Below are 13,693 nucleotides of genomic sequence, written 5' to 3'. Positions count from 1 at the left end.
AGCCTCAACATGAGCACGGATCAGAAGAATGCGGGCGCCGACGCCCCCGACGCCGACCTCGAATTCATCCCCACCGAGACCAACCTGACGGTGGCCGACGACGGCCTGCCGACGGCCCGCATGAACTCCTGGGCCGGGGTCATCGGCGATACCGCCGGGAGCCTGGTGGCCGAGACGCAGGACCTGCGACGCCGTCGGCTCGCGGCGGCCGCGCTTTTCCTGGCGTGCCTCTCGGCCGGGCTCCTGGCCTGGGCGCTGGTCACCGGCAAGCTCTGGGAGCACTGGGGGACCGGCGTGATCCGGGGGGCGCAGCTCCTCGTCGCGGCCGCAGCCGCCGCGGTGCTCCTGAGCCAGATCCCCCTGTCGCGCAGGGCGGTCAGGGGGATCGAGTTCGCCCTGTTCGGGGCCTTCGCGATCTCGATCGGGATCTCGCAGTATCTCTTCGGCGTCGAGTACCTCCGCCAGGGCGACGCGGTGGCGATGGCGAACTACCTGAAGAACGGCGTGATCGGCACGATCATCCTGGTGCTCCTGTACGGGGCTTTGATTCCCAACGACGCGGTGACGGCCGCCAAGGCCATCCTGTCGATGGCGCTCGTGCCCGTGCTGGCCTTCACGCTCCTGATGGAGCTCGAACACCCCGACCTGATCGCGGAGTTGGAGTCGATGCGGTCCTCGGAGCACGCGGGCTCGAACGTCGTCGCCCTGATGGCCGGCGCCTCGCTGGCGATCTACTGCGCCCACATCCTCAACGGCCTGCGCAAGGACCTGCACGACGCCCGCAAGTTCGGCCAGTATCACCTCGGCCGGAGGATCGGCGCGGGCGGCATGGGCGAGGTCTTCCTGGCCGAGCACCAGCTCCTGAAGCGTCCCTGCGCCCTCAAGCTCATCAAGGGTGACGGCGGCGACCCGCTGGCCCTGGCCCGCTTCGAACGCGAGGTCAAGTCGGCGGCGCGACTCTCGCACCCCAACACGATCGCGATTTACGACTACGGCCAGACGGAGGACGGGACGTTCTACTACGTCATGGAATACCTCCCCGGCATGAGCCTCCAGGAGCTGGTCTCGCAGTACGGGCCGGTCCCCGCCGCCCGCCTCCTCTACCTGATGCGGCAGGTCTGCGGCGGGCTGGCCGAGGCCCACGCCCTGGGGATCATCCACCGCGACCTCAAGCCGGCCAACATCTTCGTGGCGATCCGGGGGGGAGAGGCCGACGTGGCCAAGATCCTCGACTTCGGCCTGGTCAAGCTCACCGCCGATCCGGAAGCCCCCGAGCTGACGACCGACCGCAGCGTCAGCGGGACTCCCGCGTTCATGTCCCCCGAGCAGGCGACCGGCGACCGCCCCGTCGACCCCCGGACCGACGTCTACGCCCTCGGCGCGATCGCCTACTACGCCCTGACCGGCCGCCCGCCGTTCGACGGCGCGACCGCGATGGCCGTCATGATCGCCCAGGTGCGCGATCCCGTCGTGCCGCCCTCGCAGATCCGCGACGACGTGCCCGAGGACCTGGAGCGGGTGATCCTCCGCTGCCTCGCCAAGGACCCCGACGATCGTTACCCGAACGTCAAGGCCCTGGCCCGCGACCTGGCCGCCTGCGCCGCCGCCCGCGAATGGGACGAGGAGAAGGCCGACGCCTGGTGGAACGACCTCGTCGAGCCCGTCGCCGCCCCGGCGCCCGTGTGAGCGGAAGGTGACGCCCCCCGCTTCCCGGGCGGGTTCCGCCGCAACGCGTCGGTTTGGTGTCGAGAGAAGCGCCTCGATGGCGGACGAATCGATGGGGCGACGGGCCTTGGTGCTCGTCGCCCCATCATCTTGCGCGAGGCGTGACCAGAAGCTCGATCAGCGCGCCGCCTGGTCGCCCGGGGGCTTGTAGCCGGGGGCGGCGAGGAACGACTGGAGGGGCTTGGCGTCCTCGAAGTTCGACAGGCGGACCTCGCCGTCCCAGCTCCCGGAGGCGACGAGCTTGCCGTCGGGGGAGAAGGCGACGGAGTAGACCCAATCCTTGTGGCCTTCGATGGTCCGCAGGGCCTTGCCGTCGGCGAAGTTGAACAGCCGGACCATCTTGTCGGCACCGGCCCCGGCGAGAGCCTGGCCGTCCGGCGAGAGGGCGATGGCGAACACCGCACCGCCGAAGCCGCCGATCTTGCGGGCCTCCTTGGCCTCGCCGTCGATCGTCCAGATCCGCACCTGATTGTCGCCGCCGGCCGAGACGACGGCCTTGCCGTCCGGAGCGAAGAGGACGCTGTAGACCGGCTGGGCGTGTCCCGGGAAGGTGACGAGCGACTCCTTCTTCTCGACGTCGAAGACCTTGCTCGACTTGTCGCGGCTGGCGGTGGCGAGGAGCTTGCCGTCGGGGCTGAACGCCACGTCGAGGATCCAGTCGGCGTGGTCCTCGATCTGGAGCAGGAGGTCTCCCTTGGCCGTGTCGTAGACGCGCAGGACGCGGTCGGCCCCGGCCGCGGCGACCTTGGCCCCGTCGGGCGAAAACGCCACGGCGAAGACGGCGTCCTGGGCCTCGGCCATGTCGCGGACGAACTTCGGCTCGGCGCCCGGCTCCAGCGCGTAGAGCTTCGCCAGGCCGTAGAGCCCGGGGTCGCCGCCGGCCGTCGCCATCCACTTGCCGTCCTTGCTGAACGCGACGTCGTAGGTCCGCTCGGGGAGACCCCGGAGCCGGCCGGCGAGCGCGCCGTCGGCCACATTCCAGGCCGTCACCTCGTGATAGCCCGACGCCTCCACCTTCGAACCGTCGGGAGTGACCGCGACGGCCGTGATCGGCACGGCGACGGGGTAGGCCTCGGGGACCTCGACCTTGCGGGTCCGTCGCAGCAGGAACGTCCAGTCCTCGTCGGGCGACTCGCCGTCGTACTTCCCGCCTTCGGACACCCACTTCTCGATCAGGGCGACCTCGGCTGCGGGCAGGGGGTCCTGCTTGTACGGCATCCGGGGGTCGCCGTCGTGTCGGATCAGCTCGACGAGGTAGCTCTCGTCGGGCTTGCCCGGCTCCAGGGTGATGTCCTCGCCGACCTTCCCCCCCTTGGCGAGCTTGGCGAAGCTCGTCATGACGTACTTGCTCTCGGGCTTCTTGGGGTTGTGGCAGGCGATGCAGTTCCGCACCAGGATCGGAGCGACGTCGGCCATGAAGCTGACGGGCTTCTCGGCCGGCGGCGGCTCGTCGGCGAGGGCCGGGGCGGAGAGCGGCGCGGAGAGCAGCAGGACCGAGGCGATCAGGCGTCGTCGCGACGAGCAGGGCCGGAACATGCGCGGGCTCCCGGGGGTCTAGTGGCTGGCGGCTTCGGGGAAGGTCACTTCGGCGGGGCGGCGACGATCTTGACGGCGAGCGGCGCGGGGGGGAAGGCGTAGTCTTTCTTGTCCACCTGGAAGGCGGCCAGGACCTTGGCGGCCGCTTCGGCCGGCTTGGCGTCGGCCGCGGCGACAGCCTTGACGACGAAGTCGGACGACTCGGGCGCGACCGTCACGGGCTCGGCCGTCAACCCGGCGGGGAGTCCGTCGAGCTTGACGACGACGGCGTCCTTGAACGCCCCTCTGCGGGCGAGCTTGCCCTTGATCTCGACCGTCGCGCCGGGGGCGGCCTCGACGGCCGGGGCCTCCAGCGTCAGGTCGATCGGCCGGACGACGTTGAGCGTGAACGCGGGGGCCTCGACGGTCCGTTCCACCTCGCCGAACTTCCCCTTGGCCGACAGGCCGAGCGTCGTCGCCCCGAGGGCCGCCTCGGCCGCGACGACCACCGCGAAGTCCGCGCGATCGGCCTTCTCGGCGACCTTCACGGCGGCGGCCGTGAAGCCGGCCGGGGGCGCGAGGGCGTTCAGGTCCATCGCGGCGTCGGCCCCGGCCGTGCGGGCGATCGTCACCGGGATCGCGACCGGCTGGCCGTGGATCGCCTCGACGGGCCCGGCGGGGACGTCGAGCGTCACGACGCTCGGCGCGGCGGGGGCCGTCGCGAGCGTCTCGCGTTGGAGGGCGTTGGTCGCCAGGTACTCCTGCTGGGCGAAGACGTCGCGCCGGGCGGCGACGCGCCGGATCGGCCCTTCAGGACCCTGGCCCTCGCCGACGATCTTGAGGTCGGCCACGGCGAACGCCGCGTCGGCCGTCGCCGACAGCGAGAGCTTGCCCACCGCCTGGCCCGCCGCGACGCTCCCGGGGCGGAACGTCAGCCCCGCCGGCGGGTCGACGACGGAGAGCGTCACCGGCCCGTCGTAACCCTCGCGCGTCAGCGTCAGGCCGACGACCGTCGTCCCGCCGCGCGGCACGTTCGCCTCGGACGCTTCCAGGGCCAGCTTGAAGTCCGGCGTCGCGGGTTCGACGACGACGCGGTACGGGAATCCGACGCCCCCTCGCTTCTCCAGGTCGCGGACGACGAGCGTGATCTCCTCGACGTCGGCGGGGACGTCCACCGCCAGGGCCGGGTCGGGGTCGATCAGCTTCACCGCGACTCCGGCTCGCATCGGTCCGGCCGTCGCCTGGTCGTCGCCCTGGACGATCTGGGCGCCCTTGGCGTTCAGGACCTGGAGCACGGCGTCGAGCGAGGAGCCGAGCGATGCGGCCTCCACCCGGACTCGCAGCTTCGACCCCGGCTTGACCGCCACCGCGAAGCGGTCCTCGTCGCCCGGGGCCTCCATCCGGCCGTTGAGCACGACCGGCGCGGCGACGCGGATCGGCGGCGCGGCCGGATCGGCCGGCTCCCGAAGCTCGGGCAGCCGCGAGACGACCAGCGGATTCAGCGACTCCACGTCGAGCCCCCCCGCCTCGCCGCCGAACTTCGGCCAGGCGACCGAGGCGTGCGGCAGCGGGCTCAATCGGCCGGCGTCGGCCCGGGGGTCGGCCGAGGTCCCCCCGCGCAGCTCGAAGCCGACGGTCTCGCCCTCGCGCCCGCCGAGCGGATAGACCTCCTCGGCGATGGGGATCTCGCCGATGAGCAGGCGATAGACGGGCCGCCCCGCGCCGGCGTAGCGCGAGTCGGAAAGCTCGACGACGTAGTCGCCGTCCTCGGGGAGCTCGGCCGTGAGTCGTGCGTCGGTCAGCAGGCCCGGCGTATCGTCGGCCGCGGCGACGAACCGGCGGGTCGGGGTCGCTTGCGAGAGCTTGATCGAAGGATCGAGCACCGACCCGATCCGCGCGCACTGGGCGTCGACGACGATCTTCTGGCCCTTCTTGCCCGCGAACCGGAACTGGTCCACGTCGTTGCCCGCGGCGCGGCCCTCCACGACCAGCGGCGTCGCCGGCAAGGCCTGGGCGGCTTCGAACTTGCCGTTGTCTTCGACCTCCGCGACCTGCGGGAGCTGGCCCACGGCGAAGAGCATCGGGTTCGACACCCCCTCGTCGGTCTGCACCCGGACGGGGTACGCGCCGATCGGCACGCTCGCGGGGATGATCAACCGGAAGGCCCAGGCCTCCGGCTTGCTCCGCTCGGCGGGCAGCGCCTCGACCTGGCAGGGGAAGGCCGCGATCAGGCGGGGGTTGGCCCCCAGGCCGGTCCCGCTCAGCGTCACCTCCGCGGCCTCGCCCCGACGAGCCCCGGCCGGCGACGCGTCGGCGAGCTTCGGCGGGTCGGCCCAGGCCCCCGACGTCCCGGAGGCCAGAAGTCCCAGTACCAGCAGGCCGCATCGCCCGGGTCGAGTCATGGATCCAGCTCCGTGCACTTGTTCAAACGCGCCCGTTCTGGTGTGGAGGGTGGACGCCGCGGGGGGTGGGTGGGGAGGGCTGTTCAACGAACGTTCAACGTCGCACGCCGTCGGCGGTTTGTCAAGGATCAGGCCGTCGCGCGGGCGGGGGGGCGTCGCCGCTTGACAACGACCATCCGGCCGAGCAAGCTGGACCCATCGCACCTGCGCCACCCCCACCCAGCACCTGGGCCGACCCCGAATGCCCGCCCCCACCCGGCGACGATCCCGAAACTGGGCCGTTCCGCGAATTCTCGCGGTCCTGTCAGCCCTTGCGCTGATCGCGGCGACGGGTCCCGGGGCGTCGGCGTCCGCTCCCGACGAACACGCTCGGGTCTGCAAGTGCGGCCCGCGCTGTCGGGGCGGGGTCTGCTGCTGCGCCCCGAAGTCCACCCCGAAGCCGACGCCCCCCCCGGCGGCGCCGGAAGCGAGCGACGATGCGGGCCGTTCGGCGGCGGCCGATCCCGAGCCACTCCCCGATCCCTCCGGACCTTGCCTCGCCGAGGCCCCTTGCGGCGAGGACGCGACGCCGACGAAGTTCGGCCCATCCCCGACGCTCCAGGAGGCCCTCGCCGAGGCGGTCGGCCGGACCGACGCCCTCGTGCAAGGCCGCCTCCCTCTCCCGGCTTCCGACCGGCCCTCCGCCGGCGACGCCGAACGACTCGTCCGACCCCCGAAGGCGGGCGTCTGCGCCTGAGCCTCGCGGCCCGCGCCGCCGAGGCCGTCCTCACCCGTCGCTCCCCCGCGGAGCGTCGGGCCGCGCCACGCCCGTCTTCGTGATTGGAATCGCGCCCGCTTCGCCCGCTCGCGCGCCTGGATGGCGTCGCCGGGGCGGGCCGGCGCGCGCACCCAGGTCTATCCATCCAAAAGGGTTGGAATATGTCGAGTCGAAGGGCCTTCACACTGATCGAATTGCTCGTGGTCATCGCGATCATCGCCGTGCTCATCGCGCTCCTGTTGCCGGCCGTGCAGGCGGCGCGGGAGGCGGCGAGGCGGGCGCAGTGCACCAACAACCTGAAGCAGATCGGGCTGGCGATGCACAACTACCACTCGTCGTTGAACGCTTTCCCGGTCGGCTTCCTGTACCCGAGGGCGGGCCAGGTCTACCCGGGGGTGCCGGCTTTGCATTACCGATGGTCGGTGCTGGCGCAGCTCTCGCCGTACCTGGAGCAGTCCACGGTCTACAACGCGCTGAACATGGACTGGCCGACCGCCGCGGGGCCGTCGAACGTGCTGGGGACGCCCCCCTGGACGCCCTTCGGCGCGAACACGACGGTCATGGCCGCGAAGGTCGCGTTCTTCCTCTGCCCGAGCGATCCCACCCCGCCGCCGACCACGCTGCCGGGGGGAGTGCTCTCGGGGCCTGCGAACTACCAGTTCTGCACCGGCGACGGCTCCCCCGGAAGTGCGAACCCGGGCGACGCGGGGGTGACGGTCCAGCCCAACGGGGCGTTCATCCTGGGGCCGCCGCAATCGGCCTCAAGCATCTCTGACGGATTGAGCGGGACGGTCGCGGCGTCGGAGCAGCTCATCGGCCTGGCCGGGGGCGGGGCCTCGACCGTCACCTCCGCCACGCCGCCCGGCGACGTCCGCCGCGCCGCCGCGATCGGCTCCACACCCCTGAGCGACGCCGGCTGCGCCGCGCCGACCGCCTGGCGGCTGGACAAGGGATTCGGCTGGTGGGACGGCGACTACCGCACGACCCTGTACAACCACTACCTGACCCCCAACGCCCGCGCGTTCGATTGCTGGCAGTCCAGCCCGCCCCACAACCCGGCGATCAAGACGGCCCGCAGCAACCACCCCGGCGGCGTCTGCATGCTCTTCTGCGACGGCCACGTCCAGTTCGTCAAGGACTCGGTGAGCCTGCCGACCTGGCGTTCGATCGCCACCCGCAACGGCGGCGAGGTGGTGTCGGCCGACTCGCTCTGATCGACGGCCCGCCCCCCCGGGGCCCCGGCTCAGGGCGGATCGTAGCCGCCGGGGTTCCAGGGGTGACACCTCGCCACGCGACGGAGCCCCTTCGCCAGGCCGACGATCAGTCCGTACTTGCGCAGGGCTTCGATCATGTAACGGCTGCAACTCGGGTGGAACCGGCAGACGTTCCCCAGGAGCGGGCTGACAAGGACCTGATAGGCCCGGATCAGGGCGACGAGGAAGCCGACCACCAGCCGGCCGGGGAGGGCGAGGATCGCCCGTCCCGCTCCGGCGACGGTCATGGCGAGGGCTTCGGGTCCCGCCGCCTCGCGCCCAGGCGACGGGCGGCGTCGCGGCCCAGGACCGCCATCGAGGCCTGGACCTCGGCGAAGCTGGCCCCGGGCGCCCGGGGCAGGACGACGAGGTCGACCCCCGGCGGCAGGTCGGCCTTTGCCAGCCGGAACGCCTCGCGGATCAGACGCTTGATCCGGTTCCGCCCCGACGCCTTCCGCACCCGCTTGCGCGAGACCGAGACCCCCAGGCGGGGGTGCGTCAGGCCGTTCTCGACCCCGTAGACGATGAGCACGCCGTCGGAGACCGAGCGCTTGCGATCGAAGGCCCGGCGGAAGTCGGCGGGGTCCTTGATGCGTTCATGCGGGCGGAAGCTCAGGTCCGGGGTGGTCACGCGGGGCGATCCTTCTGCGGTTCGGGACGGAGGTCGGCGGGGTCGGGCAGGGGCGACGGCGGCGCGGTTCCGAGTCGCGACCGCACCAGGTCGGCCCGACGCCTCAGGTGCCAGATCAAGAGGACGCCGATCGCCGCGATCGTGGCGAGCAGGGCCGAGAGCAGACCTCCGACGGCCCGGCCGAGCCGGCTTCGGGCCTCGGGATGCTCGCGCAGGATCCGCCCGAGTCGAGTCTTCGGCGCGGGGGCGGCCCCTTCGTTCGGCACGGGCCGTCCCCCGTTCAAGAGGAACGATCGGGGGATTCGGGCTCGTCGACCAGGCTCCGCAGCTCGGACGCGAGGTCCGCCAGGTGGTGGTGCAGGTGCGACATCCGGTCGCGGAGCTGGAGGATGACCTCGACCCCGGCCAGGTTGACGCCGAGGTCGCGCTGGTAGCTCATGATGGACCAGATCCGCCGCACCTGGGACGGCTCATAGCCCTGCACGTCCCCCTCGCGCGCGGGGCGGACGAGGCCCAGCTCCTCGTAGCGGACGAGGACCTGGGTGGAGATCGACAGGTGCCGGGCGACGGTTTCTCGGGGGATGATCCGTTCGTTCATGGCCGGCTCGGATAAAGCGTCTCGGATGCGTGCGGGGGGCCGAGGTCACCACAACCCCGCCCGCGGATCCTGCTTGTTGCGATCGGCGAACTCCTGGATGAGCCGCCGGCTCTCCTCGTCGACGTTCTTCGGGGCGACGATCTTGACCTGGACGAACAGGTCGCCGTCGGGCTTGCCTCCGGAGCCCGGCACGCCCTGGCCCTTGAGCCGCAGCTTCTGGCCGCTCGACGCCCCGCCGGGGATCGTCAGCGACTTCATGCCGTCGAGCGAGGGGACCTCGACCTTGGCCCCGAGGACGGCCTCGGCGACGGTCAGGGGGACCTCGACCAGCAGGTCGCGGCCCTCGCGCTTGTAGTACGGGTGGGGCTCGATGGCGAGGACGATCGTCAGGTCGCCGGCCGGCGAGCCCTTGGGCCCGGGCTCTCCCTGGCCCTTGAGCCGCAGTTTGGAGCCCTCGTCGACCCCGGGCGGGATCTTGACGACCAGGCTCTCGCGGCGGCCGTCGCCGCGCTGGACCTCGATCGAGGTCTGGCCGCCGCGGACCGCGGTCAGGAACGGGACCGACAGGCTCGCCTCGACGTCGCGGCCGGCGCGGGGCCGACCGGCCGCCTTGCCGCCGCGCATCCTCCCGAGCAGGTCCTCGAACAGCCCCGAGCCTCCCTCGCCGCCCGCGCCTCCGCCGCCCTGGCCGAAGCCGCCGAAGAACTCGCTGAAGTCCACCGTCTCCTGGCCGGGCTGGCCGAATCGGGCGGTCCATTCCGAGGCGCTGGTGCGCGGCCCGGCGGCCCCCATGCCTTCGAATCCTGCGGCCCCGTAGCGGTCGTACATCGACCGCTTCTCCTGGTCCGACAGGACGTCGTAAGCCTGCTGGACTTCCTTGAAGTTCTTCTCGGCGGTCTTGTCCCCCGGATTGACGTCCGGGTGGTACTGCCTGGCCAGCTTCCGGTAGGCTTTCTTCACGGCGTCGGGCGTGGCGTCGCGCGCCACCCCGAGGATGTCGTAGTAATCGCGATCAGGCATAACGCTTTACGACCTTTTGATCCAGGGGATCGACCCGTCCCATTCTAGCCCGCGCGGGGGGGCGATTCAAGCGAGGCGGGGCCTCGCGAGGGTCAGGCCAGGTTCCGGGGGCCGAAGGCGTCGGGCAGGAGCCGGTCGAGCGTAGTCCGGAGCCGCTCGGGGCCGTCGCAGGCCGAGACGACCTCGCAGCCGGGGCCGAACTCGTTGAGGACCTGGCGGCAGGCGCCGCAGGGGGCGGTCGGCGTCGGGGTCGGCGTGTAGATGAGGACCGCGAGGACCGTCGGCGGGGCCTCGCCCGACGCGACCAGGCCGAAGACGGCGTTCCGCTCGGCGCAGATCGTCAGGCCGTACGAGGCGTTCTCGACGTTGCAGCCGGCGAACACCTCGCCCCGGCCGCTCAGCACCGCCGCGCCGACGCGGAAGCCGCTATAGGGGGCGTAGGCGCGGGCCGCGGCCCCCCGGGCGGCTTCCAGCAGGCGGGCGAGGTCGTCGTCGGAGAGCATCGTCCCGCCTTTCCCGTCCGGTGCGGCTCAGTCGGCGGCGGCCGTCTCGACGATCTGCGCCAGCTCCTCGACGCCCACCCGGTGGCAGTAGTCGCCGAACGTCTCGCCTCGCCGACGCTCGGCCTTGAACCGGGCGAAGATCGGCGACAGCTCGGCGGCGATCCGGTCGTGCGGGACGTAGTCCTTGAACTCGACGTTGAGCCGGTCGCCCAGCGTCCGGCCGCCGAGGAAGACCGTGTAGGTCCCCGGACCGGGGATGCCGTCCGGGCCCATCTTGGCCGAGCGGCCGACCAGTCCGACGTCGGCGTTGTAGGGACGGGCGCAGCCGTTCGGGCAGCCGGTCATGCGGACCGTCAGCCGCTCCTCTTCCAGGCCGTGGCGGGCCAGCTCGGCTTCGAGCATGTCGATCACCGAGGGGAGGGCCCGCTCGGCGTCGGTCACGGCGAGGCCGCAGGTGGGCAGGGCGGGGCAGGCCATCGACCATCGACGGACGGTCGAGACCTCCTCGACGCTGGCGATCCCGTACTCCGCCAGCCAGGCGTTGATCTCGCCCTTCCAGGCCGGGTCGAGGTCCGTCAGCAGGAGCTTCTGCTGGCAGGTGAGCCGGCCGGGGGTCTTGTACTTCTCGAAGAAGGCCCGCAGCCCGCTGGCCAGCCGGAGCGAGCCCTCGTCCTTGATCCGGCCGTTCTGCACGGGGATCCCCAGGAAGAGCTTGCCGTCCCCCTGGTCGTTCCAGCCCATGTGGTCGTCGACGTCGGTGATCGGGAGGTCCTTCTGGTCCGCCAGGCGGCGGCCGAGGTATTCTTCCACCTTGGCGCGGAACGCGGGCATGCCCCAGTCGTAGATCACGTACTTGAGCCGGGCCCGCTTGCGATCGGAGCGGTTGCCGAAGTCGCGGAAGACCCGGACCACGGCCTCGCCGACCGCCAGGATCTCGTCGCGGCCGACGTATCCGAGCGGGTAGGCCAGGGCCGGGAAGGTCTTGTCGGCGCTCGGCGTGGTCCCCAGGCCGCCGCCCACCACCACATTGTAGCCGACGATCGAGCCCCCCTCGACGACCGCGATATAGCCCAGGTCGTTGGCCAGGACGTCGGTGCAGTTGTCGTCGGGGAAGGCGAAGGCGGTCTTGAACTTGCGCGGAAGGTACGTCTTGCCCAGGATCGGCTCGACCGGGTCGTCGCCGGGCTGCTTCACCAGGGGCGCGCCGGCGGGGGGGAGGCTCTCGATCTTCTCGCCGTCGAGCCAGATGTCCCAGTAGCTGCTGGACCGGGGGGCGACGTGCGAGGCCCAGAGCTGGGCGTCGTGGTTGATCTGGTCGTGAAGGGCGTCCCGGATCGGGGCCGGGCAGGCCAGGACGTTGCGCTCGACGTCGCCGCAGGCCGCCAGGGTGCAGAGCAGGTTCTCGTTGAGGTGGCGGATCACCACCGCGATGTCCTGCTTGAGGATCCCGTGGAACTGGAACTCCTGCCGGGTCGTGATCCGGAGGGTGCCGTTGCCGACGACCCGGGCCAGCTCGTCGCAGACCAGGTACTGCTCGGCCGTCATCCGCCCGCCGACCATGCGGACGCGGACCATGACGCTGTGGGCCTTGTCCTTCTTCTCCTTCTTCAGCCGCGTCCGCAGGTCCCGGTCGTCCTGCATGTAGGAGCCGTGGAACTTGAGGATCTGGCTGGCGTCCTCGGAGAAGGCGGGCAGGTCGTTGTGGACTTCCTCGGCCAGGATCTGCTTGAGGTAGCCGCTGGCCGCCTTGAGTCCTTCGTTCTTGCTCAACTTCGGCGTCTGCGGGCCCCCGTTCGCTTCCGTCATGATCGCACCTCTCCGCGGGATCTCGTCTGAATGATCACCATCTTAGCGATCTTGGTCGTGTATTGACCAGGTGGAAAAAGGGACGGCGTCCGCGGGGGGAGGTTCGCATCCGAGGGATCGCACGCGGCGGTGGGTCGGGCTTGGGGGTTACTTGGGGATCTCGGCGGCGGGGGGGGCGGCCGGGACCTCGATGGGCTGCTGGAGGACGGATCCGGCGGCGTTCGCCGCCTCGGTCCGCTTCTGCATGGCCTGGAATTCGATGGCCTGGTCCAGCGACTTGAGGATGATCTCGGTGTTGTCCTCGGGCTGGACGTTCGGCGGGGCCTGGAAGGCGAACTCGGCGTCGCTCAGGGCGGGGTCGAACTGGACGTTCGAGTAGACGAGGACGAGTTCGCTGGGGTCCTGGCGCTCGATGCTGCTCTTCGCGCCGATCTTCTTGCCGTCGATCCCGGTCTTGCGGGTGTCGATCAGGGCCGTCGAGTTCCGGCCCCGGAGGTCCAGCTTGTAAGGCCAGCCGTTCTGCTTGTCGAGGTAGAGGGTGGCGAAGCTGGGGATATAGGGGGGGAGCAGGCCGACGCCGGGGACGGGGCCCTGGTTGGGGACGACGAGGCCCGTCCGGTCGCGCCAGCCTCCCTTGACGATCCAGACGGCCTTGCCGTCGAGCTCGCCTTCCTCTTTCTGGTCGAACTTGACGGCCTTGCGCACCCCGGCCAGCAGCGCCTCGGGCCCGGCGAAGCCGAGGCTGGAGAGGATCTGCTCGCGGAGGGTCTTGTCGATCTCGGGGGCGTCGAGCCGCTGGAGGATCGGCTTGACGCTGAGCTTGCGGTAGGACTCGGCCGTGAGGATCTTCTGGTAATCCCAGAGGACGTCGCCGTCGCAGACCTGGAGCATCGTCCCCGCCGAGCCGGGGAGCCCGGAGACGTCGAGGCGGAGATAGATCTTGGAAGAGGGGGCCTTCAGGTAGCGACCCTTGATCTGGAACTTCTGCCCCAGCATCTTGACGTCTTGCAGCAGGTCGGCGGAAACGGCCTTGACGGCCGCGACCTTCTTGATCGCCTCGTCGACGATCAGCTCGGCCTCGGTGGGGGGCTCCTCGGGGGGCGCGCCCGGGAGGTTCGCGGCAGGCGCTTGGCCCGGCGGGGTTTGCGGCGGACCGCCCGGCGTCTGGGCGAGGACCGAGGTGGCGATCCAGGCCCCGACGAGGGTCGCGGCGAGCATGATTTGGCGGGCGATCCGATTAATGCGCATGGTCGGGGTGTACGCAATTTCTCAAGGGTACGGGGTCGATGCCCGATCATATCCCTGGGCGTCTGGAGACGCAAGTCCGGCGGACGGTCCGCAGCGCCTCGCCATCCCGGCGGGGCTTCGCGGGGGCCGGTCCCGGGCGAGTCGCGAGGCACGACGGCTCGAACGGGCCGGGTCGGTCGCATTGGATGTCAGGACGACACGCATTCTCCCCGATCGGCAGGTCGGAAGCGCTCGG

The 13,693-nt window shown here is 71.2% G+C and carries 12 protein-coding genes; 2 read left to right on the top strand and 10 right to left on the bottom strand.

Annotated elements, in window-relative coordinates; genetic code table 11:
* Positions 1-9 precede the first annotated feature (9 nt).
* The gene (locus G6O68_RS04120; RefSeq protein ID WP_165245107.1) at positions 10-1,686 is read left to right on the top strand and encodes a serine/threonine-protein kinase; all 1,677 of its coding nucleotides are present in this window, start codon (positions 10-12) and stop codon (positions 1,684-1,686) included.
* A 156-nt stretch (positions 1,687-1,842) separates the two neighbouring features.
* Here G6O68_RS04120 and G6O68_RS04115 read toward each other — a convergent pair whose 3' ends face one another.
* A complete protein-coding gene (locus tag G6O68_RS04115) occupies positions 1,843-3,261 on the bottom strand; it encodes a c-type cytochrome domain-containing protein (RefSeq protein WP_165245105.1) in 1,419 nt (472 codons plus the stop codon).
* A 44-nt stretch (positions 3,262-3,305) separates the two neighbouring features.
* On the bottom strand, positions 3,306-5,642 hold the full coding sequence (locus G6O68_RS04110; RefSeq protein ID WP_165245103.1) for a hypothetical protein: 2,337 nt from the start codon (positions 5,640-5,642) through the stop codon (positions 3,306-3,308).
* A 918-nt stretch (positions 5,643-6,560) separates the two neighbouring features.
* On the opposite strand from G6O68_RS04110, the gene G6O68_RS04105 reads away from it, so the two are divergent.
* On the top strand, positions 6,561-7,613 hold the full coding sequence (locus G6O68_RS04105; protein WP_165245101.1) for a DUF1559 family PulG-like putative transporter: 1,053 nt from the start codon (positions 6,561-6,563) through the stop codon (positions 7,611-7,613).
* 29 nt (positions 7,614-7,642) lie between these two features.
* Here the strand turns inward: G6O68_RS04105 and yidD are convergent, their stop codons facing one another.
* From yidD to G6O68_RS04065, 8 genes are all read right to left on the bottom strand, one after another.
* Positions 7,643-7,900 carry a membrane protein insertion efficiency factor YidD gene (yidD, locus tag G6O68_RS04100; RefSeq protein ID WP_165245099.1) on the bottom strand — a complete coding sequence of 86 codons (258 nt, stop codon included), beginning with the start codon at positions 7,898-7,900 and terminating at the stop codon, positions 7,643-7,645.
* A complete protein-coding gene (gene rnpA / locus G6O68_RS04095; RefSeq protein WP_165245097.1) occupies positions 7,897-8,283 on the bottom strand; it encodes a ribonuclease P protein component in 387 nt (128 codons plus the stop codon). Before rnpA ends, yidD begins: the two co-directional genes overlap by 4 nt.
* The gene (locus G6O68_RS04090) at positions 8,280-8,549 is read right to left on the bottom strand and encodes a hypothetical protein (RefSeq protein WP_165245095.1); all 270 of its coding nucleotides are present in this window, start codon (positions 8,547-8,549) and stop codon (positions 8,280-8,282) included. Before G6O68_RS04090 ends, rnpA begins: the two co-directional genes overlap by 4 nt.
* Before the next feature lie 14 nt (positions 8,550-8,563).
* Entirely contained in the window at positions 8,564-8,881 is a 318-nt protein-coding gene (locus G6O68_RS04085) for a chaperone modulator CbpM (RefSeq protein ID WP_165245093.1), read from the bottom strand.
* A 45-nt stretch (positions 8,882-8,926) separates the two neighbouring features.
* Positions 8,927-9,901, bottom strand: a complete 975-nt coding sequence (locus G6O68_RS04080; protein ID WP_165245091.1) for a DnaJ C-terminal domain-containing protein — start codon at positions 9,899-9,901, stop codon at positions 8,927-8,929.
* A 92-nt stretch (positions 9,902-9,993) separates the two neighbouring features.
* The gene (locus G6O68_RS04075; protein ID WP_165245089.1) at positions 9,994-10,404 is read right to left on the bottom strand and encodes a cytidine deaminase; all 411 of its coding nucleotides are present in this window, start codon (positions 10,402-10,404) and stop codon (positions 9,994-9,996) included.
* 27 nt (positions 10,405-10,431) lie between these two features.
* Positions 10,432-12,210, bottom strand: coding sequence for an NADPH-dependent assimilatory sulfite reductase hemoprotein subunit (locus tag G6O68_RS04070; protein WP_165245087.1), 1,779 nt, complete (start codon positions 12,208-12,210; stop codon positions 10,432-10,434).
* A gap of 147 nt (positions 12,211-12,357) precedes the next feature.
* On the bottom strand, positions 12,358-13,428 hold the full coding sequence (locus G6O68_RS04065) for a LolA family protein (protein ID WP_165245085.1): 1,071 nt from the start codon (positions 13,426-13,428) through the stop codon (positions 12,358-12,360).
* Positions 13,429-13,693: the final 265 nt, after the last annotated feature.

This window comes from Paludisphaera soli, from assembly GCF_011064595.1.
GTDB lineage: Bacteria > Planctomycetota > Planctomycetia > Isosphaerales > Isosphaeraceae > Paludisphaera > Paludisphaera soli.
Note: the sequence above shows the minus strand (reverse complement) of the source record. Positions and strands in the feature narration are given on the sequence as shown.

What these genes read in the sequence shown, in the direction of transcription:
- G6O68_RS04120 (WP_165245107.1), top strand. Translation starts at nt 10, where the DNA reads ATGAGCACGGATCAGAAGAATGCGGGCGCCGACGCCCCCGACGCCGAC.
- G6O68_RS04115 (WP_165245105.1), bottom strand. Translation starts at nt 3,261, where the DNA reads ATGTTCCGGCCCTGCTCGTCGCGACGACGCCTGATCGCCTCGGTCCTG.
- G6O68_RS04110 (WP_165245103.1), bottom strand. Translation starts at nt 5,642, where the DNA reads ATGACTCGACCCGGGCGATGCGGCCTGCTGGTACTGGGACTTCTGGCC.
- G6O68_RS04105 (WP_165245101.1), top strand. Translation starts at nt 6,561, where the DNA reads ATGTCGAGTCGAAGGGCCTTCACACTGATCGAATTGCTCGTGGTCATC.
- yidD (WP_165245099.1), bottom strand. Translation starts at nt 7,900, where the DNA reads ATGACCGTCGCCGGAGCGGGACGGGCGATCCTCGCCCTCCCCGGCCGG.
- G6O68_RS04085 (WP_165245093.1), bottom strand. Translation starts at nt 8,881, where the DNA reads ATGAACGAACGGATCATCCCCCGAGAAACCGTCGCCCGGCACCTGTCG.
- G6O68_RS04080 (WP_165245091.1), bottom strand. Translation starts at nt 9,901, where the DNA reads ATGCCTGATCGCGATTACTACGACATCCTCGGGGTGGCGCGCGACGCC.
- G6O68_RS04075 (WP_165245089.1), bottom strand. Translation starts at nt 10,404, where the DNA reads ATGCTCTCCGACGACGACCTCGCCCGCCTGCTGGAAGCCGCCCGGGGG.
- G6O68_RS04070 (WP_165245087.1), bottom strand. Translation starts at nt 12,210, where the DNA reads ATGACGGAAGCGAACGGGGGCCCGCAGACGCCGAAGTTGAGCAAGAAC.
- G6O68_RS04065 (WP_165245085.1), bottom strand. Translation starts at nt 13,428, where the DNA reads ATGCTCGCCGCGACCCTCGTCGGGGCCTGGATCGCCACCTCGGTCCTC.